This is a genomic window from Ruania halotolerans (assembly GCF_021049285.1).
GTDB lineage: Bacteria > Actinomycetota > Actinomycetes > Actinomycetales > Beutenbergiaceae > Ruania > Ruania halotolerans.
On record NZ_CP088017.1, the window covers coordinates 785,153 to 810,123 of the forward strand.

The following is a 24,971-nucleotide window of genomic DNA, read 5'->3' on the forward strand; positions in this document are numbered from 1 at the left end:
GGTGCGCCGCTCGCCCAGGATCAGGGTGTTTGGCGCGCACGGCGCGTCAGTCGCGGCCGCCACACCGACGTGGTCGGTGGCAGTGGCCCGTAGGGTGGAGCCATGAGCGAGACCGCGAGGAGTGAGAGGGCCATCGATTGGCGACTCGCCACTCGCCGCTCCGCCACCCTGACGCGGCCCGGGCCACACGTGGAACCAGCCGAACGCGCTGAGTTCATCGCTGAGTTGCGCACCTCGGCACAGGACGCCCCCGCACACGTCGGTGCCGTCACCGGGCTGCTCGAGCCGGCACTGCGAGCGGGCACCGGCCCGGTCTACGTGATCGATCGCCCCCGCTGGGCCGAGGCGAACATCGAGATGCTTCGCGGCACCATCGGTGACGTCCTGCCCGCCCCCTCGCGGCCGTGGGGAGGGCGATTCGCGGGCGAAGAGCTCGGCGCGATTCTCGCCCTGCTCGCCTCACGCGTCCTCGGCCAGTACGACCCCTTCACCACACGCGCCACCGAGAACCCGGGCCCTGCTGCGCAGAGTGGCCGTCTCGTGCTCGTGGCCCCCAACATCTGGCACATCCAGAACGAACTCGGGGTCAACCGACGCGACTTCGGAATGTGGGTCTGCCTGCACGAGCAGACCCATGCTCTCCAGTTCGCGGCGGCCCCATGGCTCACTGACCACCTGCGCATGACGATGCGCACCCTGATGACCGCCGTCACGGACACGGACTCCGGCGCCCAGCGCTTGGAAAACTTGCTTCGCGCGCTACCTGACGTGCTGACCGGCCGCCGCAACGGCGCCCCGGCGGGCGCGCTCGTGGACGCGGTGCTCAACGAGCCGGAGCGCGCCGCGATGGCCGAGACGGTCGCGCTGATGTCCCTGCTGGAAGGGCACGCGGACGTGGTGATGGACGCCGTCGGACCACGCGTGGTGCCCACGGTGAAGAAGATTCGCAAGGCGTTCGAGAAGCGCCGAGCTGGCACCGGCCCGATTGACCTCCTGCTCCGGCGCATCCTCGGCCTCGACGCCAAACTGGCCCAGTACCGCAACGGCGCCGCCTTCGTACGCACCGTCGTGGACCAGGTGGGCCACGAGGGGTTCAATGCCGTCTGGAGTGGCCCCGAGGCGCTACCGAGTGCCGACGAGATCGCCGACCCCGCGGCCTGGGTACGGCGCCTCCACGGCTGATGCCAGGACCGCAGCCGCCGGTGGCTCGAGTCCGCCATGCCGTGCGCACCTTCCTGCAGGATCGCATCTCCACTGGTCGGCTCCTCGCCGGCGACCTGCTCCTGGTGGCCTGCTCAGGAGGACCCGACTCGCTCGCTCTCGCCGCGGCCACAGCGTTCGTCGCTCCTCGCCTGGACCTACGGGCGGGTGCCGTGGTGATCGACCACGGATTACAGGAGGGCAGCGCCACCGTGGCGGAAACGGCCCGGGTGGCATGTGCCAGCCTGGGCCTCGACCCTGCCATGACCGTCCCCGTGCACATCCCGGGTGAGCGCCCCGACGGTCCCGAGGGCGCAGCGCGCACCGCCCGATATGCCGCGCTGAACGATTCGCTCATGCGCACCGGAGCAACCGCGGTGCTGCTCGGCCACACCCGAGACGATCAAGCTGAGACCGTGTTGCTCGCCCTCGCCCGTGGCTCGGGCACGCGTTCGCTGGCCGGGATGGCCGCCGTCCGGGAGCCCTTCTGGCGCCCCCTCCTCACCTCGGCCCGCGCGGACACCCACGCCGCCTGTACTGCGCAGGGCCTGCCCGTCTGGCACGACCCGAGCAACGCCGTCGATGGCCCCTGGCGCACCGCCGACGGCGAGCCGCTTCGGCGGAGCGCCGTCCGTCATGTGGTGCTCCCCACATTGACCAGCGCGCTCGGGCCCGGTGTGCCCGAGGCACTGGCCCGCACCGCCGACCTCGCGCGCGCCGACGCGGACCTGCTCGACGAGCTGGCCGAGCAGGCGTACGTCCGGCTCGTGGGGCGTGAGCCGGACGGGTCTCATATCGCCTCAACCGGTGAGCTCAGCGAGGTTCCGACGGCGGTGCGCCGCCGCCTCCTGCGCAGGCTCGCCCTGGCAGCGGGCTGCCAGGGCGGTGCGCTCTCCCACGTCCACACCGAGCGAATGGACGCACTCGTCGTCGGCTGGAATGGACAAGGACCGGTGCATCTGCCCGGCGGGATCATCGCGATGCGGACCTGTGGCAGGCTTGTGCTGCGCGCAGGTCCGGCCCGCCCGGTTCGGTGACTTCGATGGACGCGCCGTGAAGGAGAGTGGAGTGGACGCGACCGATATGGGCACCGACCTCAAAGAGGTGTTGCTCAGCGAGGAGCAGATCGGGGCCACGCTCGATGAGATGGCGGCCCGCATTGATGCCGACTACGCCGGCAAGGAAGTGCTCCTGGTGGGTGTCCTCAAGGGCGCAGTGATGGTGATGGCCGATCTCTCCCGGCGGATGCACACCGACCTCACGATGGACTGGATGGCCGTCTCCTCCTACGGTTCGGGCACCAGATCCTCCGGGGTAGTGCGCATCCTCAAAGACCTGGACGCCGACATCGACGGCAAGCACGTGCTCATCGCCGAGGACATCATCGATTCCGGGCTCACGCTCTCCTGGCTGTTGGCGAACCTACGCAGCCGCAACCCTGCCTCCGTCGAGGTCGCCACACTGCTGCGTAAACCGGACGCGGCCAAGGTGGACGTGGGCGTCAAGTACGTCGGCTTCGACGTCCCGGATGAGTTCGTGGTGGGATACGGGTTGGACTACGACGGCCGGTACCGGAACCTGCCGTTCGTGGGCACGCTCGCTGAGCACGTCTACCAACGCTGATCGATGCGGGCCACACGCTCACGGCTGGGAACCACCCGACTCGCTCGGATGCCCGGCGTACTGCCGTCGGCGAACACATTCACGAGCTGCCAGATCTGTCGTATAGCGTCACCCGGTAGAACTGCTAGCAGGAGGGACCGGGGCGCGACCCCATAGGTGCGATGAACGTCAAGAAACTGCTGCGTGGCCCACTGATCTGGATCCTGATCCCGATCATCGTAATCGTTGTGAGCTTCCAGCTCATGAGCGGTGGCGGTGTGCGCCAGATCGACACCTCGGCGGGCCTTGAGCTCCTCGCCGGGGAGACAGTCGAGCAAGTCGAGATCACCGACGGTCACCAGCGTGTCAACCTCACGCTGAGCGAGCCGTACACCGACGGCGATACCGAGTACGGCACCGACGTGGAGTTCTACTACGTCACCCCGCAGGCCGACACGGTGGCGCAGGCCATTGCGGACAACGACCCCTCCGGCGGCTACAACTCCGTGGTGCCGCAGACCCCGTGGTGGTCCAGCCTCCTGATGACGCTGCTGACGATCATCCTGCTCGTGGGGGTGTTCTGGTTCATTCTCTCCCGCATGCAGGGCGGGAACTCCCGCATGATGAACTTCGGCAAGTCCAAGGCCAAGCAGGTCACGAAGGAGACGCCGAAGGTCTCCTTCACCGACGTGGCCGGGGTGGACGAGGCGGTCGAGGAACTGCAAGAGATCAAGGACTTCCTCTCGGATCCCGCTCGGTTCCAGGCAGTCGGCGCAAAGATCCCCAAGGGTGTCTTGCTCTACGGCCCGCCCGGAACGGGGAAGACGCTGCTGGCACGCTCAGTGGCCGGTGAGGCCGGGGTGCCGTTCTACTCCATCTCCGGATCGGACTTCGTGGAGATGTTCGTCGGCGTGGGTGCCTCGCGTGTACGGGACCTGTTCGAGCAGGCGAAGGCGAACGCCCCGGCGATCATCTTCGTCGACGAGATCGACGCCGTCGGTCGCCAGCGTGGCGCCGGACTCGGCGGCGGCCACGATGAACGCGAGCAGACCCTGAACCAGCTCCTGGTGGAGATGGACGGCTTCGACGTGAATGCGAACGTCATCCTGATCGCGGCCAGCAACCGGCCGGATATTCTTGATCCGGCACTGTTGCGCCCGGGCCGGTTCGACCGGCAGATCGCTGTTGAATCCCCCGATCTGAAGGGCCGCGAGGCGATCCTGGCCGTCCATGCCCAGGGCAAGCCGATGGCGCCCGGAGTGGACCTGCATGCGATCGCCAAACGCACCCCCGGCTTCACTGGTGCCGACCTCGCGAACGCGTTGAACGAGGCCGCGCTGCTCACGGCGCGGACGAACGGCACGATGATCGGTGACGCCGAGCTCGACGAGGCAATCGATCGCGTGATCGCCGGTCCGCAGAAGAAGACCCGGGTGATGAACGAGAAGGAGCGCAAGGTCACCGCCTACCACGAGGGCGGGCACGCTCTGGTGGCGGCAGCGCTGCGTTACACCGACCCGGTCACCAAAGTCACGATCCTTCCGCGTGGCCGGGCCCTCGGTTACACCATGGTCATGCCGAGCGAGGACAAGTACTCCACCACCCGCAACGAGTTGCTCGACCAGCTCGCCTACGCGATGGGCGGCAGGGTGGCCGAGGAGATCATCTTCCACGACCCCACCACCGGCGCCTCGAACGACATCGAGAAGGCCACGGCCACGGCGCGCAAGATGGTCAAGGAGTTCGGTATGAGTGAGCGGGTCGGTGCCATCCGGCTCGGCACCGCCGACAGTGAGGTCTTCCTCGGCCGCGATATGGGCCACCAGCGGGAGTACTCCGAGGACGTCGCCGGGCTGGTGGACCAGGAAGTGCGCCGCCTCATCGAAAGCGCGCACGACGAGGCATGGTCGGTGCTCACCGAGTACCGGCACGTTCTCGACGCGCTGGCACTCGCCCTGCTGGAACGGGAGACCCTGAACCAAGCCGAGTTGGCCGAGGTGTTCACGCCTGTGGTCAAACGTGACCCTCGTCCCGTCTGGCTCTCCAGCCAGGAGCGGACGGTCAGCCAGATCCCGCCGGTGCAGACGCCACGGGAGGTCGCCCAAGGCGAAGCGCCTATGCCGCCGCAGGACGAGGTCGCGGCCGCTGGTGAAGACGGACTCCCGGGGCAGGCTTCTCCACCCACGGAGGCGCCCACACCTCCGGAGGCGCCCACGAGCACACCGGAACCGCCAACCCCGGGCGATGAGCACCGGGATGGGTGAGTACGACGCCGCAGGGGTAGAACGTGCGGTGCGGGACCTGTTGGTCGCCGTCGGAGAAGATCCGAACCGCGAGGGACTCCGGGACACTCCCGGCCGCCTCGCGAAGGCCTACGCAGAGATCTACTCCGGTCTCCGGCAGCGGCCTGAGGACGTCGTGCAGACGTTCTTCGATATCGACCACGAAGAGATGATCCTCGTGCGCGACATCGAGGTGTACTCCACGTGCGAGCACCACCTGCTGCCGTTCCACGGGGTCGCGCATGTGGGATACATCCCGTCGGAGTCCGGCACCGTGACCGGACTGAGCAAACTCGCGCGGTTGGTGGACGTGTACGCCAAGCGCCCGCAAGTGCAGGAGCGCCTCACCACGCAGGTCGCGGATGCCCTGGTGGATCTGGTCGGCGCGCGCGGAGTGATCGTGGTGGTCGAGTGCGAGCACCTGTGCATGTCGATGCGTGGCGTTCGCAAACCCGGTTCACGCACCGTCACCTCCGCTGTGCGGGGCCAGATGCGCAACACCGCCACCCGCGCGGAGGCGATGAGTCTCATCGCGCGCGGTTGAGCATCGCGAAGACGCCACGACGGCGTAGGTAGGGTGGCCACGTGACCTCGCGCACGCTTGACCTGGGCCGCACGCTCGTCATGGGTGTGGTCAACGTGACCCCCGATTCGTTCAGCGACGGCGGCCAGTGGTTCCAGACCGATGTGGCCGTCGCCCACGGCCGTCACCTGCTGGCCCAGGGGGCAGACTTGCTGGACATCGGCGGGGAGTCCACCCGGCCCGGCGCCACGCGGGTTCCGGTCGATGATGAGCTGGATCGCGTGCTCCCCGTTGTGCGCGCCCTCGCTGCTGCCGGCGCCGACGTCAGCGTGGATACGATGCGCGCCGAGGTGGCCGAACGGGCGGTTTCCGCCGGGGCACACATGATCAATGACGTCTCGGGTGGGCTGGCCGATCCCGAGATGACGAAGGTGGTGGCCCGCACCGGTTGCCGCTACGTCCTCTCCCATTGGCGGGGGCACTCCGATGTGATGGGCGACCTCGCCGCATATGACGACGTGACCGCTGAGGTGGGCGCCGAACTCGCTGAACGCGTAGCAGCCGCGCGAACGGCAGGTGTGCGCCCCGATCAGCTTGTGCTCGATCCCGGGCTCGGCTTCGCCAAGGACGGCGTGCACAACTGGGAGCTGCTCGCCGGCCTCGACCGGATCATGGGGCTCGGATATCCGGTCCTGGTGGGCGCCTCGCGCAAGCGGTTCCTCGGTGAACTCCTGGCAGCTCATGGTGCCGAGTCCTTTCCTGCATTCCGGGACCGGGCCACGGCGGCTGTGTCCGCATTGGCTGCCGCCCGCGGGGTGTGGGGAGTGCGAGTACACGACGTCGCCGGTTCTGTTGATGCCGTTCGGGTGGCTCAGGCATGGCGGGAGGCCGAGAATCTCAGATGACAGGGCGGGCACGGAAAGGGCAGGGATGACGACCCCACGGAGAACGGGCAGCGATGCGGCCCTCGACGAGATCCGGCTGATCGGAATCGGCAGCGTCGGGCGGCACGGCGTCCTCGACGAGGAACGGCGGGACGGCCAGACATTCCTCGCTGACCTGGTGTTGGGCGTGGACACCCGCCCGGCTGCAGCCTCCGACGACCTCTCCGCGACGGTGAACTATGCCGATATCGCCCAAGAGGTGATCGCCATCATCGAAGGGGCGCCGGTCAACCTGATCGAGACTCTCGCCGCCCGGATGGCCGATGCTGCACTCGCCCATGACGGCGTCCGCACAGTCGAAGTGACGGTGCACAAGCCCGAGGCGCCCGTGGGCGTGCCATTTACCGACGTCCAGGTGATGATCCGGCGGTCCGCGCCAGATGTGCAATCTGACGACGACGTGGATGGAGCAACGGGGGTGGCGCCGTTGCCGGCAGCTGTGGTGACACCGAGTCCCGCCGACGTCGCACGAGAGCCGGACCCGCAACGGCGCCCCGCGCCGGACCTCGATGCAGCGCCGGACCAGCCTGTGCCGGTGGTGCTCGCCTTGGGCGGCAATGTCGGAGACGTCCGTGGCACGTTGCGCACCGTCGTGGCCGATCTGCAGGAATCGGACGGCCTGACGGTGGAGGAGATCTCCCCGCTCGCCCGCACAGCCGCGGTTCTGCAGCCCGATGCTGTGGCCCAGCCTGACTACCTGAACGTCGTGGTGCTTGCCACCACCACGCTCGCTCCGCGCGAACTGCTCGCGCTCACCCAGGATCTGGAGGCCACGCATGGACGCAATCGCAGCGAGCGGTGGGGTGAGCGCACCCTGGACGTGGACATCATCGTCTATGGCGGCGTGACCTCCAGCGATCCCGAACTCACTCTGCCGCATCCGCGTGCGAACGAACGTGCTTTCGTGCTCGTGCCGTGGGCACAGGCCGATCCGGACGCCTTCCTGCCAGGCCTCGGTGGTGGGCCCGTCGCGGCGCTCGCAGAGACGGCCGCGGACCGGGCCGGGGTGCGTTGGCTGGCTCTTGACTGGCTCGAGGAGCCCAGTTCGGCCGCACGTGCCCAGGCCGCACCCGCACCGGTCGCCGCCCCCGACGCGCGCCCCGAGGGCGAACACGAACCTGATCCGGTGCCTGAGCCTGACTCGGTGCCTGAGCCTGACTCGGTGCCTGAACCTGACCCCGTGCCTGAACCTGCACCCGACCCAGCACCAGCACCAGCACCCTCGCCGGTACCCGCGCCTGAACCAACTCCGGAACCAGAGTCTTCACCAGAGCCTGACGTCAGCGCTCGGGGCGCGGCGTCGTGGAACGACGCTTCCGTCGAAGACGCCGCCGATCTGGAACCCCTGGCTCACGGAGACGATGAGCCCTCCGTCGATCAGGCGGAAGATCCTGTAGCTGAGGAACCGGCCTCCTCGTCCGCCGACGGCCGTGAGGAGGATCGTGCGCACGATGCACTCGGCTGGGTTCCGGACCCCCCTGAGGAGACCCCTTCATTGGCGCCGCGGTGGCAACCACTGAACCGGGACGAGTGAGACGTGATCAGCCGACTGCGCTGGTCCACCCTGGGCGCGATCGCGGTGGTCAGCGGCACCATCGCGCTCGTGGCTCTGCGTTGGTGGGCCACGCAGGGCAATGTTGCCCCGACTGTGCCGTTCCTGCTCGCCGGAGTGCTCGGGGCACTTGCCGCGCTGGTGCTGGCGCTGGGCCTTCGAGTGCGGCGCGCGGTGAGCACCGGGCACCTCGACGATCCCGTGGGTGCCGCGCGCGTGCTGGCGCTCGGCCAGGCGGCAGCGATCACCGCGGCGATCCACTTCGGCTACCTCGGAGCCCAAGCCGCGAACGCGATTCCGCATCTGCAGGCTCCTGAGCCACGCGAACAGCTGGTCCGCACCATAGCGGCGATGGTGGCTGCTGGTGCATTGCTGGCTGCGGGCATGCTCACCCAGTGGTGGTGCCAGGTTCCTGAGGACGACGACGAGAACGAGCCACCTGGCGGTCCGGTACCGGGGTGAGGGTCCACAATGGTGGGATGAGTCCTGCATCCCCGTTCGACGTCGACGGCGCCACCTGGCAGCCGGTGTCGGCCAAGCTGATCCCGGTGCGCCAGATCGCCGCCGCGATCTTTCTCGGAATCCCCTTTCTTGCCTCTGCGGTGACGGCGTACTTCACCCACCCGACCGTGTGGGTGGCCCCAGCCGTCCTCGGGGTGTTGCTGCTCTGGGTGCTCTGGCTGGTACCCCGGCAGGTGCGTGCGATCGGCTATGCGGAACTGGACGACGAACTGCTGATCCGCAAGGGCGTGCTGTTCCGTTCGCTCGTGGTGGTGCCCTATGGGCGGATGCAGTATGTGGACGTCGACGCCGGCCCGATTGCCCGCTCCATGGGGATCGCCCAGGTGCAACTGCACACGGCGTCGGCACAGTCTGACGCATCGATTCCGGGGCTACCCGAAGCCGAGGCGACCCGCCTGCGCGACCAGCTCTCGGCACGCGGCGAGGCCAAGCTGGCGGGCCTGTGACGGACGCGCCGGTGACATCGAATGATCAGCAGCAGGTGCAGTGGCACCGGCTGCACAAGATCACCCCCCTGCTGAACGCCTGGAAGGTCGCGGCAGGTCTGTTCGCAGTGTTCGTCTGGCAGTCCTACGAGAACATCCGGGACATTGACCTGCCGGTGGCCACCCTGCTGCTGATTCTGGCCGGGGTGATTGTGCTCGGTGCACTGCTGGGACTCGGGTTCTCGGCGCTGGCATGGTCGCGGACCAAGTACGGGATCTCGGACGAGAGCGTGTTCCTGCACTCCGGGGTGATCTTCCGCCAGCAACGGCACGTCCGCCTGGACCGGCTCCAGACCGTGGACGTGACGCAGCCCTTGCTCGCCCGGCTCGCCGGCTTCGCCGCGCTGAAGATCGAGAGCGCAGGAGGTGCCGGGTCCAACCTCACCCTGGCGTACCTGAAGGAGGACGACGCTCAACGGCTGCGCAATGCGCTCCTGGCGCGTGCTGCGGGTGTGCACGTCGGGTCTGCACCGGCCGCGGCGGGAGCTGGAGCGGCCGAGGTGGCCGGCGGGCCGGAACCGGCCGCGATCCCCGAGGCGCCTGAGCGGCATGTCGCCACCCTCACAGCAGGACGGCTGATCGGTTCGCTCGCGCTTTCCGGCGGGCTCGTCGGCATTCTCGTGGCGATGGTGGCGCTCGTTGTGGTCACGATCAGGACGGGTAACGTCGGAACGATCTTCGCCATGGGTGCCCCGTTGCTCGGTGGTGCCACGTATTTCTGGGGCCGGTTCGCTGGTGAGTTCAACTTCCGCGTGGCCACCTCCCCGGATGGCATTCGCGTACGGCAGGGGCTACTGGAGACGAAGGCGCGGACTGTGCCGCCCGGCCGCGTACAGGCCGTCCACCTGGCCCAGTCACCCTTGTGGCGATTCAAGGGCTGGTGGCGTATCACCGTCAATATTGCCGGTTACGGGCAGGAGGAGACGACCGGTTCGGTGCTGTACCCGGTAGCCACGGAATCTGAGGCCGCCTACCTGCTCTCCCTGGTGCACCGGGACTTCGGCGATCCGCGCCCATTGGAGGTACTGCACGCCGGTCTGGTGGGCACCGAGAGTGATGAAGGCTTCGGTCACACGCCCCGCCGCGCCCGCTGGCTGGACCCGTTGACCTGGCGGCGTACCGGTGTGCGCCTCACCGAGACCGCGACGCTGCTACGGACTGGCAGGTATTGGCGCACGCTGACCCTGGTACCGCACGAGCGGGTCCAGTCGCTCGGCCTCGAGCAGGGTCCGATCGAACGCCGCCTCGACCTGGTCACCGTGGCCGTGCACTCCACGCCGGGGCAGATTGTGCCCCGAGCCCACCATCAGGATGCCGAGGCAATGCGCACCCTGCTCGCCGAGTTGGCCGAGCGAGCCCGTCACGCGAGGCACAACGCCGGTCCGGAACGGTGGATGTCCACGCGGGCGCCGAGGGCCGCCTCGGAGTCGGATCCGCGTTCGGCGTTTGCCGGGGTGCTTCCTGCCTCACCACGGGTGGATACCCCAGCGCAGAGGTGAGCGCCCGAGGCACTGCGTGGCTGCTGGAAGAATGACCGGGTGAGTTCTCGTCCAGGCCGGCTCGGAGTCGGCGTGATCGGTGCGGGGCGCGTCGGTGCCGTACTGGCCAGCGCGCTGCGCGCGGCCGGCCATGCCATCGTCGGTGCTAGCGGCTCGTCGGAGGAATCCCGGGACCGGATCGACGCCCTGCTGCCGCACGTCCCTGTTCTGGACGTGCAAGACATCGTCGAACGCAGCGAGTTGGTGCTGCTGACTGTTCCCGACGACGTCCTCCCCGGCCTGGTCTCCGGCCTCGCCAGGCTCGGAGCGTTCCAACCCGGTCAACTTCTCGTGCATACGGCCGGGCGGTTCGGCGTGGACGTCCTTGCCCCGGCGCGCGCGGCCGGATCGATCCCCCTGGCCATCCACCCCGCGATGACCTTCACCGGTACCAGTGTGGATCTGGGGCGCCTCGAAGGAGCCCCATTCGCCGTGACGGCCGACGCGCCGGTCCTTCCGATCGCGCAAGCGCTCGTGGTGGAGATCGGGGGGGAGCCAGTGGTCCTCGCCGAGAGCGCCCGGCCGTTGTATCACGCTGCCCTCGCGCACGGTGCGAACCACCTCGTCACACTCACCTCCCAAGCGATCCGGGTGCTTTCCAGCGCAGGCGTCCCCGAGGGGGGCACACTGCTCGCTCCCTTACTCGGCGCAGCCCTGGACGGGGCACTGCGCGGTGGGGAGACGTCACTGACCGGGCCAGTGGTGCGCGGAGATGCCGGCACCGTCGCCGACCACCTGAGGGCATTGGTCGACCTGGCCTCGCAAGACCCGAGCCTGGTCGACATCCCGGAGACCTACGCCGGGCTCGCCCGGGCCACCGTGCAGCGATGCCTGGCAACAAGACGGATCACCGAAGCCACCGCGGGGCGCCTCCTGGACGCTCTCGAACCTGGAACCCCACCCTCGGCTCTGGGCGCCCCGGAGGCAGGAGCCCGCGGTGCGAGCACCCCACCCGAGGTCATCCACACTGTGGCCCAGCTCCGGCAGCGACGAGAATCGTGGACGGAACCGGTCGCCGTCGTGATGACCATGGGGGCTCTGCACGAAGGCCATCTGGCGCTTGTGCGCCGTGCCCGCACCCTGGCACCGAAGGTGCTGGTGACGATCTTTGTGAACCCCTTGCAGTTCGGAGCGGGCGAAGACCTTGACGCCTACCCGCGCACCCTCGATACCGATGTGGCCGCCCTGAGCGCCGAGGGGGTGGACCTGGTGTTCGCACCGCCGGTGACCGAGATGTATCCCGATGGTGATCCGCAGGTCACGTTGACGGCGGGCCGGATGGGGCAGGTGCTGGAGGGGGAATCGCGGCCCGGCCACTTCGACGGGATGCTGACGGTGGTGGGCAAGCTGCTGCATCTCACTCGTGCGGATGTGGCGTTGTTCGGGCAGAAGGACGCTCAGCAGCTGGCCCTGGTACGCCGCCTGGTGGCGGACCAGAACCTCCCGGTCCGGATCGAGGCCGTGCCCATTGTGCGTGAAGGGGACGGGTTGGCAATGTCCAGCCGCAACGTGTATCTCGACGAGGAGGAGCGGGTGGCCGCGCTCGTGCTCTCGAGGGCGATGCGGGCCGGCGCGAGCGCTGCCGCTGGCGGGGGGAGCGTGCGGGACGTCCTCGCCGCCGCCCAGCGTGAACTGGACGGCGCAGACAGTTGCGTCCAGCCCGTCTACCTTGCGCTCGTGGATGAGGAGACGATGGAACCGGTTCGCGCCGATGACCCGACGGCGCAAGTAAAGCCCGCACTGCTCCTGGTTGCGGCTCGGGTAGGGAATACCCGGCTGCTCGACAACGCTGTGATCGTGTGGCGACCGCAGGGAGAGGTATGACGACCGGACTATTACGACCGATGATGGTGGGAAAGATCCACCGCGCGACGGTGACGCAGGCCGACCTGAACTACGTCGGCTCCATCACCGTCGATGCTGATCTGCTCGATGCCGCTGATCTGCCCGAGGGGCAACAGGTGGACGTGGTGGACATCACCAACGGCGCCCGGCTGACCACCTATGTGATCGCGGGCGAGCGAGGTGCTGGGCAGATCTGCATCAACGGTGCTGCGGCGCACCTGGTACATCCTGGCGATCTGGTGATCGTCATCGCCTACGGGTTGCTCCCCGATGCTCAGGCGCGCACTTATGAACCACGGGTGGTGCACGTGGACGCACGGAACGCGATCACCTCGCTCGGTCATGACCCTGGCGAGGTGGGGCCCGGTAGTGGCCTGGCTTCGGCTGCGGTGCCCTGGCACTCCACGTGAGCCATCTCACCGCTTCGTCGGACCCGGGCGGTCGTTACGATGAACCGGTGAACACCGAGAACTCTCCCCAGCCCGCCGCCGCCCCGGACGCCGACGTCCCTGAGCAGGTTCGGGTGCGGCTGGAGAAGCGGGCGCGAATTCTCGCTGACGGCGGGCAGGCCTACCCGGTTGCGGTGCCCGTCACGCACACCGTGGCCCAGGTTCGCCAGGCCTATGACGGCACCCTGGAGGCCGGTGCGGAAACTCAGGACGTCGTCGGCGTGGCCGGCCGGGTGGTCTACCAGCGAAACACGGGCAAACTGTGCTTTGCCACATTGCAGGACGGTGCCGGCCACACGCTCCAGGTGATGCTCTCCCAGCGGGAGGTCGGCCCGGATTCGCTCGCCGCCTTCAAAGCAGACGTCGATCTGGGCGATCACCTCTTCGCCCATGGCCGGGTGATCGTCTCGCGTACCGGTGAACTCTCCGTGTTCGCCGATTCATGGCAGCTTGCCGCCAAGGCGATCCGGCCGCTTCCGGTGCTGCACAAGGAGAGTTCCGAGGAGAACCGGGTGCGGCGCAGGCACGTGGACTTGATTGCTCGCCCGGCCGCCCGGCAGATGGTCCGCACTCGCGCCGCAGTGATGCGCTCCCTCCGGGAATCCTTTTATCAGCGGGACTTTCTGGAGATCGAAACTCCGATGCTGCAGACCATGCACGGAGGCGCTGCGGCTCGCCCCTTCATGACGCACATGAATGCTTTCGACATCGATCTCTATCTGCGGATCGCGCCCGAGCTCTTCCTCAAGCGAGCCGTCGTCGGTGGTGTTGAGCGAGTATTCGAGATCAATCGCAACTTCCGTAACGAAGGTGCCGACTCCTCACACTCGCCGGAGTTCGCCATGCTCGAGGCATATGAGGCCTATGGCGATTACGACACGATGGCCACGCTGACCCGCGATCTGGTCGTCACCGCCGCTCAAGAGGCGCTCGGCACCACTGTGGTGGCACTTCCGGACGGAAGTGAGTACGACCTCGGGGCGCCCTGGTCCGACATCCAGCTTTACCCATCGCTTTCTTCCGCGTGCGGCGAAGAGATCACCCCGGAGACGTCGCTGCCGGAGCTCGTTGCCCTGGCTGATCGGGTGGGGATATCCCTCGATCCCAAGACGGTGACGCACGGCAAGGTGGTCGAAGAGCTGTGGGAGCATTTCGTTGGCCACGACCTGTATTCCCCCACGTTCGTCCGCGACTTCCCGGTGGACACCTCGCCGCTGACCCGGGCGCACCGCAAAGACCCCGGTGTGGTGGAGAAGTGGGACCTCTACGTGCGGGGTTTCGAGTTGGCCACCGCGTATTCTGAGCTTGTCGACCCGGTGATCCAGCGCGAACGCTTTGAGGAACAGGCACGGTTGGCGGCACGAGGGGACGCCGAGGCGATGCAGGTGGATGAGGAATTCCTCCAAGCGATGGAGCACGGTATGCCACCCTCCGGTGGAATGGGTATGGGAATCGACCGACTCCTGATGGCCATCACTGGCCAGGGAATCCGGGAGACGATCACATTCCCGCTCGTGAAGCCGCTGTCATGACCATGGCTGAGGTCCTCACCGCGATCGCCCCTCCGCTCGGATTGGCGATCCTCTTCACCGTGGCAATTCGGGCCATCGTGCACGCCGATCGTCGAGAGCGGAAGGCTCAGGCACGCGCTGAGGCCATGGAGAGCTCGGAAGGTCCCCACCCAGAGGCACCCAGTTCTTGATCTATTGTCTTTGACAATGCGCACCGGGCGTGCAAATGTGTCTGTTGCACCATTCTCACCCGTGCAATCGAAAGGTTTGGCGACCATGGCCCAGAAGGTCCGCGTTCTGCTTATTGACGACATTGATGGTTCGGACGCTGAGGAGACCGTGACGTTCGGGCTCGATGGCGTGACCTATGAGATTGATCTGAACGCCAAGAATGCGGCGAAGCTGCGCGATGACCTTGCTTCGTGGGTCGGCGCAGGGCGGCGCTCCGGTGGCCGTAAGTCCACCGGGCGCAAGGCCGGCGGCGCACGCTCCGGCAGCTCGGATGCGCAGAAGATCCGTGAGTGGGCGAAGCAGAACGGCTACAAGGTCAGCGAGCGGGGCCGTGTCTCCGCTGAGATTCGTGAGGCCTACGCCAAGGCGCACTGATCCTCCCGCGTTTCCCGAAGCATGCCATGGCACTCCACCTCTAAGGTGGGGTGCCATGACTGCGTCGAGGCATATCTGTATCGGGACCAAGGGCACACGCTCGGGGCACGGCATCTGGCGATACCAGCACCGCTCGGGATCGCCATGGGGAGAACGGCCGCCTGAGCTCTTGGTCGAGACCCCAGCGTCCAGCTTCATCGCCTTTCATCCGTCGGCGGAACGGCTCTACGCCGTTGCCGAGGGCGGCGATGGGGCTGTCACGTCCTTCGACGTCGGCGCGGCCTGCGCACTGCAGCCCACCGCAACCGTGCGCACCGGCGGGTCGGCGCCGTGCCACCTGCTGGTGCACCCCTTCGGAGAATGGCTCTACGTGGCCAACTACGCCGACGGGGTGCTGACTGCGATCCCGCTCGATGAGGCCGGTGACGTCACCGAGGATGTGCTCACCTACCACCATGCCGGCTCGGGTCCGCACCCGGAGCGCCAGGATGGCCCGCATGCCCACTTCGCCGCGATCAGTGAGAACGGTGCCTGGTTGATCGTGACCGATCTGGGCACTGATCAGTTGCGCGCGTATCCACTCGACGAGGGTCACCCGATCGACGAGCCAGTCCTGACCGACCTGCCACCCGGGTGCGGGCCGCGGCACGTGGTCGTCACGCCCGGCTTCGTCTACGTGAGCGGTGAACTCAGCGGTGAGGTCCTCACCCTTGAATGGGATGAGGAGCACGGGCGCGGACGGGTGCTCGATCAGCGTGCCGCTGCCACCAGGCCAGGGGAGCACCTGCTCTCCCACATCGAGCGGTATCAGGACCGGCTCTTCGTGGGCGTGCGCGGCTCTGACTCACTCTCCACCTTCGCCATCCGGTCTGACGGCATCCCTGAACTGATCGGTGAGGTCGCCACCGCGGCATGGCCCCGGCACCTCGCCGTCGCCGAGGGTGCTGTGCTCGTGGCAGGCGAGGAGGCCGATGTGCTCGCCGTTCACCCCATCTCGGACGGTATCGCCGGTCCGGTCGACGCCGAGTTGCCCGTTCCCGGGCCGATGTGCGTGCTGCCGCTGTGACGGCTACTCGCCGAAGTCGCCGAGCCCAGCTCGAGTGCGGCAGACTGGAGCCATGACGTACACCCTCATCCTGCTCCGCCACGGCGAGAGCGAATGGAACGCCAAGAACCTGTTCACCGGCTGGGTTGATGTGCCCTTGTCCGAGACCGGAATCGAGGAAGCCCGCCGCGGCGGGCAACTCCTCATTGACGCCGGCGTGCTGCCGGATGTGCTGCACACCTCGATGCTGCGACGTGCGATCACGACGGCGAATCTTACCTTGGACGCGGCCGACCGGCATTGGATTCCGGTCAAGCGCTCCTGGCGTCTCAACGAGCGCCACTACGGCGCGCTGCAGGGCAAGGACAAGAAGCAGATTCGGGACGAGTTCGGTGAGGAGCAGTTCATGACCTGGCGGCGCTCCTACGATGTGCCGCCGCCGGCGATCGAAGCGGGTTCGGAGTTCTCCCAGGATGCTGACCCGCGGTATGCCGGTGAACCGATCCCGGCGACTGAGTGCCTCAAGGACGTCCTCGCCCGCGCGCTGCCCTACTGGGACTCCGCCGTGGTGCCGGACCTCAAGGAGGGCAAGGTGGTGCTGGTAGCCGCGCACGGCAACTCGCTGCGTGCCATCATCAAGCACCTGGACGGGATCGACGATGAGACGATCGCCGGGCTCAATGTGCCCACCGGGATCCCGTTGCTCTACGAACTTGACGAGAACCTGAAGCCGCTGACCAAGGGCGGGCGCTACCTCGACCCGAAGGCAGCCGAGGCCGCCATCGCCGCAGTCGCCAACCAGGGCCGCTGAGCGTCACTGCACGACGCTGAGCAGCACCGCACACGACACGCAGGGCGCCGAACTCACCAGGAGTTCGGCGCCCTGCGTACGTGGGGTGCCGGGTGCGGCCAGGCAGTTAGTCGGTGGGCGCGTCCAGTTCGCCGGTCACCAGGTAGGAGATGCGCTGGGCGACGGAGACGGCGTGGTCCCCGAATCGCTCGTAGAAGCGCGCGAGGAGCGTGACATCGACGGTCTGCGGGACCGAACCGGTCCAGTCCGGGGCGAGCGTCGTGGTGAACGTGCGCTGGTGCAGTTCATCCAGCACGTCGTCCTCCCGCTCGATCGCGGAAGCGAGTTCGAGGTCATGGCTCTCCAGGAGCGCCACCACATTGGCGGCCACGCCGTTGGCGGCCGTGGCCAGCTCGGCGAAGATCTCACGCGCCTGCTCGGGAAGCGCCTGGTCCGGGTAGCGCATCCGGGTCACCTGGGCGATGTGGCGAGCGAGGTCACCCATCCGCTCGATCGAGGCGCTGATCCGCAGACCCGAGACGATCACGCGCAGGTCCGTCGCCACCGGCTGTTGCCGCGCGAGCAGCGTCACGCAGCGTTCGTCGAGCTCTCGCTCGATGCTGTCGATCGCATCATCAGCCGCGATCACCTGCTCCGCCAACTGCAGGTCGGCCGTTTCCAGTGCAGTGGAGGCGTCGCGCACCGCAGCCTGCACCTGCCGTGCCATCTGCAGCAGGCCTTCACCGACCTGACCTAGCTCCTGCTCGAAGATCGCTCGCACCCTCGTCCGTCCTCTCATCGTGCGCCCGAATGGGCACGTGCAATGTCACAGCCCACTACACGCGAGTTCCTAGAGTCTCATGGCTGGGTGAATACCTGGTGCCCGGAAGGTGAACATCGACGCACCCGGGACGCCGGCGTGCAGTCGTGCTCCGGCGCGCCGTCTAGTCTGGCGCGTGTGGACCAGGCGTGGCTGATCGTGGCAGTCGGCGTGCTCGGCCTGTTCGTCGGGGCGAGTGCGGCGCTGGCCTTTCGTGTGTCCGAGCGCAGCCAACGTGGGACTGACTCGAGTGAGCCGGCACGAATGGGCCTCGACGACGATGTTGCCGCACTGCTCGCGGCCCTGCGCTCGGATTCTGTGCTCCTCGGGCCCTCAGGAGAGGTCCTCCGTGCCGCGCCGGCGGCATACAGCGCCGGTCTCGTGCGCAACGGGGCGATCGCCCATGCGCCGCTGGAGGAGTTGATCGAGGAGGTGCGTACCTCTGGGCGCAGCCGGGACGAGCAGATGATCATCCCGCGCTCGCAGGTGCCGGGCTCGGATCGGCTCGCCTTCGATCTGCGTGTCGCACCGCTGACCGGCGGGCGGGTCCTGGTGCTTGCCGAGGACCGGACGGCGGAACGCCGGGTGGAGGAGGTGCGCCGGGACTTTGTGGCGAATGTCTCCCACGAGTTGAAGACGCCCGTGGGTGCGATCGCCCTGCTTGCCGAGACCGCCGCCGATGCTGCCGACGATCCCGATGCAGTCCGCCACTTCTCGGCCGGTATGCAGCGCGAGAGTATTCGCCTGTCCGCCCTGGTGCAGGAGATCATCGAACTCTCCCGGCTCCAGGCGCCCGAGCGCGAGGTGGATTTCGTTGAGGTCCCGCTGGATGCAGTCGTGGCCGAGGCGGTGGATCGAGTGCGCGTAGAAGCCGAGGCACGAGATGTGACCGTCGTCGTCGGTGGGCAGCGCGGTCTACGGGTGCTCGGCGATCACGCACTGCTCGTGACCGCCTTGCGCAATCTTCTCGACAATGCGCTGCGCTATTCACCCACCGGAACCCGCGTGAGTGTGGGTGTGCGGGAGTCAGACGGCATCGCGGAGATCGCCGTCGTGGATCAAGGCGTGGGCCTGTCTCCCGAGGACGCTCCCCGCGTCTTTGAGCGCTTCTACCGGGTGGACCCGGCCCGCTCCCGAGAAACCGGAGGCACCGGACTGGGGCTCTCGATTGTCAAGCACGTGGCCGCCAACCACGGCGGCGAGGTACGCGTGTGGTCGACGCCGGGCCGCGGTTCCACCTTCACCCTACGGATCCCCGCAGCTGAGGCCGCGCAGGATCCCGCCAGTCAGCCTGCCACTGCGCCCGACTCGGGCGCGGAAGGAGAGAAGCCGTGACCCGTATCCTGCTCGTCGAGGACGAGGACTCCTATCGTGAGCCGCTCACGTACCAGCTCACCCGGGAGGGCTTTGAGGTGATCGCCGTGGCCACCGGCTCCGATGCGCTCGTGGAGTTCGACCGCTCGAGCATCGATCTGGTGTTGCTGGACTTGATGCTGCCTGGCTTCTCCGGCGTGGAGGTGTGCCGGGAACTGCGCCAGCGCAGCAGCGTGCCGGTGATCATGCTCACCGCGAAGGACAGTGAGATCGACAAGGTGGTCGGGCTTGAGATCGGTGCGGACGACTACGTGACCAAGCCGTACTCGTTCCGGGAGCTGCTCGCCCGGATCAGGGCGGTGCTGCGTCGCGGGGGCGACGGTAGCGGTGAGGTGGACGAGCCGTCCGTGCTCAGCGTCGGCCGGGTCCGGATGGACACAGACCGGCACGTGGTCACTGTGGGCAGCGAGGAGGTGGCGCTGCCGTTGCGCGAGTTCGAGCTGCTTGAGCTGTTCCTGCGCAATCCTGACCGGGTGCTCACCCGCGGTCAGCTCATCGATCGTGTGTGGGGTGCCGACTACGTGGGCGACACGAAGACGCTGGACGTCCACGTGAAGCGGATCCGGGCGAAGGTGGAGAAGGATCCGGTCCAGCCGCAGGTGCTGGTCACCGTTCGCGGACTCGGCTACAAACTCGTCTCCGAGGGCTGAGCGGATCGGACCACTCAGCTGCTCGCCGGGTCGCCGTTCTCGGCGGGCAGGTACTCGTCATAGGGCGGGATCGCGCCGTCCAGCACCGGGACGTCGAGTGACGTCGACCCTGCCTCGGGTGCGGATACCTGCATCTCCAGCACGGCCCCGGGCGGCACCGCCACGGCGGGGAGGGTGACGTCTTCATGGTCCGGTCCGAGCAACAGCGTGGCCCCTGCATCGACGGACAGGACGAGCCCGCCAGAGACGCCCTCTGCCGTGAGGGTGACCTCAGTGGGTTCGGCACCGTCATTGACCACAGCGCCCAGCACGGCGCCGGCGCCGCCCTCGGAAGCGCTGAGCACCATGAGGTTCTCCACCCGGATCGACTCACCCAGGTCAGCGCGAACGCCGTCACTCGGTGCGTACATCTCCATGGTGGTGATCGGGCTGCATGCGCCGGCGCCCAGGGCGGTGGTGGCGGCTAGTGCCAAGACAGCCGCGAGACGACGGGTGCTGCGAGCCACGGGATCTCCTTGAGGTGATGCAGACGGACGATCTAACCTTAATGCCTGGCGGCTCGTCCTTGATGTCGCGCAGATGCGTTCACATCTCCTCCACATCGTCGTGGCTTCGCACGGGAGCCCCGCCGCTGTAAACGGCGGGCCAGAGCGGTAAACCGCCGGTCTGTGCGTGGTAAACTTGACTCTTGCGAAAGGGGAGTGCCAGCACATGACCTTCACAGTCGGCGAGACCGTCGTCTACCCGCACCACGGGGCGGCCCTCATTGAAGAGATCTCCAAGCGAATCATTCGGGGGGAGGAAAAGCTCTATTTGCGGCTCAAGGTGGCCCAAGGCGATCTGACCATCGAGGTCCCCGCGGAGAATGTCGATCTTGTCGGCGTGCGTGACGTCGTCGGTAAAGAAGGCCTGGAGAAGGTCTTCGAGGTACTCCGCGCCCCGTATACCGAGGAGCCGACGAACTGGTCCCGCCGGTACAAGGCGAACGTTGAGAAGATCGCCTCGGGTGATGTGATCAAGGTGGCCGAAGTGGTGCGCGACCTTTCCCGCCGGGATGCCGATCGCGGCCTATCCGCCGGTGAGAAGCGGATGCTCGCCCGGGCCCGCCAGATTCTCGTCTCTGAGCTCGCTCTCGCCGAGCACACCGAAGAGGAGAAGGCCGAGGCCATGCTGGACGAGGTCCTCGCCTCCTGACCACATCGTCGCCCCGCGCCGGGGTGGTCCTGACGGCGGCCGGATCCGGAACACGGTTCGGCGCCACTGTGCCGAAGGCGTTGGTGCCCCTGGCAGGGCGGGCGTTGGTCGCTCTCGCGGCCGAGCGGCTCGCCGCCTCCGGGGTGGTCGCCGAGATCGTGGTGACAGCACCGGCCGGACATCTGGACGAGGTCCAGTCGGCTGTGCTCGCCGCGACTCAGACGTGGGCAGACCTCCGAGTGCAGATCGTGGCCGGTGGTCCCTCCCGGCAGGCGTCCGTTGCCGCCGGGCTGGCTGCCCTCGGGCCGACGGCGGAGGTCATCTTGGTGCACGACGCCGCCCGCCCGCTCGCCTCACCTGCGCTGATCCGGCAACTGGTCGCCACGGTCGACTCCGGTCATGACGCCGTGATTCCCGCGGTCCCCGTGATCGACACCATCAAGGAGGTCGACGACGGCGATCCTCCCGTCGCCCTGCGAACGGTCAACCGCTCGGCGCTACGTGCGGTGCAGACGCCTCAGGCGTTTCGCGCCCATGTGCTGCGACGGGCCCACGAGGTCGGCGCAGCCCAGGCGGCGGATGAGTCGACGGCGGTCAGTGACGATGCGGGACTCGTGGAGGCGCTCGGGCTCCCGGTGTACGTGATTGCGGGGGAGCGGGCGGCGATGAAAGTGACCACTGCCCACGATCTGGCGATCGCCGAGTTGTACCTGAGGGAGGGGGCATGACGATCCCACGCACCGGGATCGGGGTGGACGTGCACGCGTTCGCCACCGACGGTTCCACCGGGCTCGCACTCGCAGGGCTGCACTTTCCTGACGAGCCCGCTCTGGTGGGGCACTCCGACGGCGATGTGGCCGCTCATGCGGCTGCGGACGCACTGTTCAGCGCTGCCGGATTGGGGGATCTGGGTCAGCAGTTCGGTACCGCTGATCCGCAATGGGCCGGTGCCGCGGGGGTGGTGTTGCTCGGTGAGGCCGCGCGCCGGGTGCGTGGCGCCGGGTTCGAGATCGGAAACGTCGCCGTGCAGGTGATCGGCAGCCGCCCGAAACTTGGCCCAGTCCGTGCGCAGGCGCAGCAAGCGCTGTCGGAGGCTGCGGGCGCCCCAGTCACCATCTCGGCCACGACCACGGACGGGCTCGGCTTCACGGGCCGCGGCGAGGGATTGGCCGCGATCGCCACCGCCCTCGTCGTGCCACGAGAGCGCGCTCACCCCACCTGACCCACCCGGTCCAACCCACCCCGCCCTGGCGCGAGTGCGCAGCATCTCGCTCATCTGGTGAGATATAGCCGAGATCGGCGGCACGCGAGGCTCACCCAGTGTCGATGAGGGTGCGCAGGAGGCGTCGTAGCTCGTCCTGATCGTCAGGGCTCAGCCGATCGAACATGGTCCGCTGCGCCTCGTCGCGCGCGCGTTCGATGTGCTCGACCAATCCTCGGCCGTCGTCGGTCACCTGAACGAGGACGGCGCGACGGTCCTCGGGGGAGCGCACCCGCTCGATAAGGCCGCGCTCTTCTAAGGTGTCCACCACCTCGGTCGCGGACCGTGGTGCGATGCGCAATCGCGCGGCGAGGTCGGAAACCCGACCACCGTCGTCGGCCATCGCGGTACGCAGGGCCATCGCCTGGTGCGGCGAGAGCCCCCACTCCTCGAGCGACTGTGCCCACGCCCGGCGCGTCTGGTGCGCCGCGTAGAGGAGCAGTTCGTGCAGGTCTGCATCGGGGTTCGGTGGCTCCCGGTGGCGATGTGACCAGCCTTTCATCTCTGCAGCCTACCGCGGCACCAACATAATGAGGTACCCTCACTATATATCTACCTCAGTATTCTCCAGTTGAGAGGAGGGTGCCCATGCGTGGCGAACCACCGACCCGCATCGACCCTCGTGACCAGGCCCAGCTGAGCAACCATCCCGTCTCGGGACGCCGCGTGCTCGCCCTGTTCCGCCCACATGCCCGCGGGCTCACTGCCGTCCTCACCCTGATCGTGGCATCGTCCGCGATCGGACTCGCGACGCCGTTCCTCACCAAGCATCTGATCGATGAGGCGATCCCTGATCAGAACGTTCGTCTGCTCGCCGTGTTGGTGGGCGCGATGATCGCGGTGGCCGTGATCTCCAGCGTGCTCGGGGTGATCCAGACCTGGCTGTCCACCACGATCGGGCAACGGGTCATGCACGGCCTGCGGACCGCCGTCTTCGCTCGCCTGCAACGTCAGCCGCTAGCGTTCTTCACGCGGACCCAGGGCGGTGAGGTGCAGTCCCGCCTGACCCATGACATCTCCGCCATGCAGTCCGTGGTCACGACGGCGGCAACCTCCGTTGCCTCGAACGTCACGGTGGCCGTCGGTTCCGCCATCGCCATGGTGGCGCTCAGCTGGCAGCTCTCCTTGTTCTCCCTCGTGGTGTTGCCCCCGGCGATCTGGGCCACGCGCAAAGTGGCCAGCATGCGCCGGGAGATCACCGCGCGGCGCCAGAGTGCGCTCGCTGGCCTGCATAGTCAGGTCGAGGAGTCGCTCTCGGTCAGCGGCGCGTTGCTCGGCAAGACCCTCGGCGCCGGCCCGGCACTCACCGAGAAGTTCACGCAGAGCTCGGAAGAACTGCTGGACCTGGAAGTCCAGTCCCAGCTTGCCGGCCGCTGGCGGATGGCCACCACCCGGATCGTGTTTGCCGTCATTCCGGCGTTGCTCTACCTGATGGCCGGCCTGCCAGTGACCTCGGACGGCATCACGATCGGCACCCTGGTGGCGTTCGCGGCCCTGCAGGCAGGACTGTTTCAGCCGCTGATGGGATTGCTGAATGTCGGCGTGCAGGTGGTCACCTCGATGGCCTTGTTCAGCCGTATCTTCGAGTACCTCGACCTGTCCGTGCCGATCGACGACCCGACCGACCCGGTGCCGGTCGATCCGGCGACCATGGCCGGCGGGCTCGACCTGGAGTCGGTGACGCTGCGCTACCCCGGAGCCGACCGCGACGCGGTCATCGGCCTGGACCTGCACGTGCCGGCAGGTTCGCACGTGGCGCTGGTGGGGGAGTCCGGTGCCGGGAAGAGCACCGTGGCCGCCCTGTTGGCGCGGCTGCACGATCCCGATTCGGGTGCGATTCGGATCGACGGCATCGACCTGCGGGAGATGGCCCTGGCCGACGTCGCCCGGCTGGTGGGGATGGTCTCCCAGGAGACGTATCTGTTGCACGCCAGCGTGCGGGAGAACCTTCGCTACGCCCGGCCCGAGGCCACCGACGGCGAGATCGAGCAGGCGGCCCGCGCCGCCCAGGTGCACGAACTGATCGAGTCGCTCCCGCAGGGGTACGAGACCGTGGTGGGCGCTCGCGGGTACCGCTTCTCCGGTGGGGAGAAACAGCGCATCGCGATCGCGCGCACGCTCCTGCGTGATCCGAAGGTGCTCGTACTGGACGAGGCCACCAGTGCCCTGGACAACGAGACGGAGCGGGCCGTGCAGGATGCACTCGATGTGGTCAGCCGGGGGCGCACCACCCTCACGATCGCGCACCGGCTCTCCACGGTGCGCGATGCCGACCTGATCGTGGTGCTGGATCACGGGCGGATCGTCGAGCAGGGCACGCACAAGGAACTCATGCAACACGGCGGTCGCTATGCCTCGCTGCTCGCACGCGCTACCCGAGTGCCGGTCTCCTCCTGACACCGTGAAGCGGCACACCGAACTCGGCTACACCGCCACGGTGCACCGCGCCCAGAGGGTCACGGATACCCCGGCACGAGGCGGCCGGGGTGGAGCTGATGCCCATGCTGCAGACAGCCATCGACGAACCGGCCCAGGGGCCAGTCCAGCCGGACCGCGGGCAGCGCGGACCGTCCATCTCACTCGCAATCAAGGAGGAGATATGTCCACCACGCCCTCACCGAGGTGACCTGAACGGCTTGTCCCCCCGCTATCGAGCAGGTACATCCGATGAATCTCGTCGGAGCCTCGACAAGCCACGCGGCACGAGTCTATGGTTCACCATAGAAGGACTCATCGACATAGGGGAAATCATCCACCAGCACGGGGCCCGTCGAGCAT

General features: G+C 67.7%; 25 protein-coding genes. 22 read left to right on the forward strand and 3 right to left on the reverse strand.

Features of this window, described 5'->3' with window-relative positions:
* The first annotated feature begins 102 nt into the window (after positions 1-102).
* The 16 genes from LQF10_RS03380 (at position 103) to LQF10_RS03460 (ending at position 16,915) form a co-directional block, all read left to right on the forward strand.
* A complete protein-coding gene (locus LQF10_RS03380; protein WP_231066094.1) occupies positions 103-1,182 on the forward strand; it encodes a zinc-dependent metalloprotease in 1,080 nt (359 codons plus the stop codon).
* 20 nt (positions 1,183-1,202) lie between these two features.
* Positions 1,203-2,237, forward strand: a complete 1,035-nt coding sequence (gene tilS / locus LQF10_RS03385; RefSeq protein ID WP_354002616.1) for a tRNA lysidine(34) synthetase TilS — start codon at positions 1,203-1,205, stop codon at positions 2,235-2,237.
* A gap of 31 nt (positions 2,238-2,268) precedes the next feature.
* Positions 2,269-2,823, forward strand: coding sequence for a hypoxanthine phosphoribosyltransferase (gene hpt / locus LQF10_RS03390; protein WP_231066096.1), 555 nt, complete (start codon positions 2,269-2,271; stop codon positions 2,821-2,823).
* Positions 2,824-2,984: 161 nt separating this feature from the next.
* Positions 2,985-5,066: an ATP-dependent zinc metalloprotease FtsH gene (gene ftsH, locus LQF10_RS03395; RefSeq protein ID WP_231066097.1), complete on the forward strand. Its 2,082-nt coding sequence runs from the start codon at positions 2,985-2,987 to the stop codon at positions 5,064-5,066.
* Positions 5,047-5,628, forward strand: coding sequence for a GTP cyclohydrolase I FolE (gene folE, locus LQF10_RS03400; protein WP_231066098.1), 582 nt, complete (start codon positions 5,047-5,049; stop codon positions 5,626-5,628). The genes ftsH and folE overlap by 20 nt, the downstream gene beginning before the upstream one ends.
* 80 nt (positions 5,629-5,708) lie before the next feature.
* The gene (folP, locus tag LQF10_RS03405) at positions 5,709-6,512 is read left to right on the forward strand and encodes a dihydropteroate synthase (protein WP_231067235.1); all 804 of its coding nucleotides are present in this window, start codon (positions 5,709-5,711) and stop codon (positions 6,510-6,512) included.
* Positions 6,513-6,537: 25 nt separating this feature from the next.
* Positions 6,538-8,085, forward strand: a complete 1,548-nt coding sequence (gene folK, locus LQF10_RS03410) for a 2-amino-4-hydroxy-6-hydroxymethyldihydropteridine diphosphokinase (RefSeq protein ID WP_231066099.1) — start codon at positions 6,538-6,540, stop codon at positions 8,083-8,085.
* 3 nt (positions 8,086-8,088) lie between these two features.
* Positions 8,089-8,565 carry a DUF3180 family protein gene (locus tag LQF10_RS03415; RefSeq protein ID WP_231066100.1) on the forward strand — a complete coding sequence of 159 codons (477 nt, stop codon included), beginning with the start codon at positions 8,089-8,091 and terminating at the stop codon, positions 8,563-8,565.
* Positions 8,566-8,582: 17 nt separating this feature from the next.
* Entirely contained in the window at positions 8,583-9,071 is a 489-nt protein-coding gene (locus LQF10_RS03420) for a PH domain-containing protein (RefSeq protein WP_231066101.1), read from the forward strand.
* Between the two features lie 11 nt (positions 9,072-9,082).
* Entirely contained in the window at positions 9,083-10,609 is a 1,527-nt protein-coding gene (locus tag LQF10_RS03425) for a PH domain-containing protein (protein ID WP_231066102.1), read from the forward strand.
* A gap of 39 nt (positions 10,610-10,648) precedes the next feature.
* A complete protein-coding gene (panC, locus tag LQF10_RS19520) occupies positions 10,649-12,472 on the forward strand; it encodes a pantoate--beta-alanine ligase (protein WP_435531429.1) in 1,824 nt (607 codons plus the stop codon).
* Positions 12,469-12,903, forward strand: coding sequence for an aspartate 1-decarboxylase (gene panD, locus LQF10_RS03440; protein WP_231066103.1), 435 nt, complete (start codon positions 12,469-12,471; stop codon positions 12,901-12,903). The genes panC and panD overlap by 4 nt, the downstream gene beginning before the upstream one ends.
* Before the next feature lie 47 nt (positions 12,904-12,950).
* Complete coding sequence (gene lysS, locus LQF10_RS03445; RefSeq protein WP_231066104.1) at positions 12,951-14,474, forward strand: lysine--tRNA ligase; 1,524 nt, start codon at positions 12,951-12,953, stop codon at positions 14,472-14,474.
* Positions 14,475-14,729: 255 nt separating this feature from the next.
* Positions 14,730-15,059, forward strand: coding sequence for a histone-like nucleoid-structuring protein Lsr2 (locus tag LQF10_RS03450; protein ID WP_231066105.1), 330 nt, complete (start codon positions 14,730-14,732; stop codon positions 15,057-15,059).
* A gap of 55 nt (positions 15,060-15,114) precedes the next feature.
* Positions 15,115-16,125: a lactonase family protein gene (locus tag LQF10_RS03455; RefSeq protein ID WP_231066106.1), complete on the forward strand. Its 1,011-nt coding sequence runs from the start codon at positions 15,115-15,117 to the stop codon at positions 16,123-16,125.
* A 52-nt stretch (positions 16,126-16,177) separates the two neighbouring features.
* Entirely contained in the window at positions 16,178-16,915 is a 738-nt protein-coding gene (locus LQF10_RS03460; RefSeq protein WP_231066107.1) for a phosphoglyceromutase, read from the forward strand.
* Positions 16,916-17,021: 106 nt separating this feature from the next.
* On the opposite strand, the gene phoU is transcribed toward LQF10_RS03460, so the two are convergent.
* Positions 17,022-17,675, reverse strand: coding sequence for a phosphate signaling complex protein PhoU (gene phoU, locus LQF10_RS03465; RefSeq protein WP_231066108.1), 654 nt, complete (start codon positions 17,673-17,675; stop codon positions 17,022-17,024).
* A 177-nt stretch (positions 17,676-17,852) separates the two neighbouring features.
* Between phoU and LQF10_RS03470 the strand changes: the two genes are divergently transcribed.
* Positions 17,853-19,049, forward strand: coding sequence for a sensor histidine kinase (locus LQF10_RS03470; protein ID WP_231066109.1), 1,197 nt, complete (start codon positions 17,853-17,855; stop codon positions 19,047-19,049).
* The gene (locus LQF10_RS03475) at positions 19,046-19,738 is read left to right on the forward strand and encodes a response regulator (protein WP_231066110.1); all 693 of its coding nucleotides are present in this window, start codon (positions 19,046-19,048) and stop codon (positions 19,736-19,738) included. The genes LQF10_RS03470 and LQF10_RS03475 overlap by 4 nt, the downstream gene beginning before the upstream one ends.
* A gap of 14 nt (positions 19,739-19,752) precedes the next feature.
* On the opposite strand, the gene LQF10_RS03480 is transcribed toward LQF10_RS03475, so the two are convergent.
* Complete coding sequence (locus LQF10_RS03480; RefSeq protein ID WP_231066111.1) at positions 19,753-20,244, reverse strand: hypothetical protein; 492 nt, start codon at positions 20,242-20,244, stop codon at positions 19,753-19,755.
* A 205-nt stretch (positions 20,245-20,449) separates the two neighbouring features.
* Here LQF10_RS03480 and LQF10_RS03485 point away from each other — a divergent pair, with 205 nt between their 5' ends.
* The 3 genes from LQF10_RS03485 (at position 20,450) to ispF (ending at position 22,154) form a co-directional block, all read left to right on the forward strand.
* Positions 20,450-20,932 (forward strand): CarD family transcriptional regulator, encoded by a 483-nt coding sequence (locus tag LQF10_RS03485; protein ID WP_089774376.1) that lies wholly within the window; start codon positions 20,450-20,452, stop codon positions 20,930-20,932.
* A gap of 83 nt (positions 20,933-21,015) precedes the next feature.
* A complete protein-coding gene (locus tag LQF10_RS03490; protein WP_354002617.1) occupies positions 21,016-21,660 on the forward strand; it encodes an IspD/TarI family cytidylyltransferase in 645 nt (214 codons plus the stop codon).
* A complete protein-coding gene (gene ispF, locus LQF10_RS03495; RefSeq protein ID WP_231066112.1) occupies positions 21,657-22,154 on the forward strand; it encodes a 2-C-methyl-D-erythritol 2,4-cyclodiphosphate synthase in 498 nt (165 codons plus the stop codon). The genes LQF10_RS03490 and ispF overlap by 4 nt, the downstream gene beginning before the upstream one ends.
* Before the next feature lie 91 nt (positions 22,155-22,245).
* Here ispF and LQF10_RS03500 read toward each other — a convergent pair whose 3' ends face one another.
* The gene (locus LQF10_RS03500; protein WP_231066113.1) at positions 22,246-22,695 is read right to left on the reverse strand and encodes a MarR family winged helix-turn-helix transcriptional regulator; all 450 of its coding nucleotides are present in this window, start codon (positions 22,693-22,695) and stop codon (positions 22,246-22,248) included.
* Between the two features lie 86 nt (positions 22,696-22,781).
* On the opposite strand from LQF10_RS03500, the gene LQF10_RS03505 reads away from it, so the two are divergent.
* On the forward strand, positions 22,782-24,590 hold the full coding sequence (locus LQF10_RS03505; RefSeq protein ID WP_231066114.1) for an ABC transporter ATP-binding protein: 1,809 nt from the start codon (positions 22,782-22,784) through the stop codon (positions 24,588-24,590).
* Positions 24,591-24,971 lie beyond the last annotated feature (381 nt).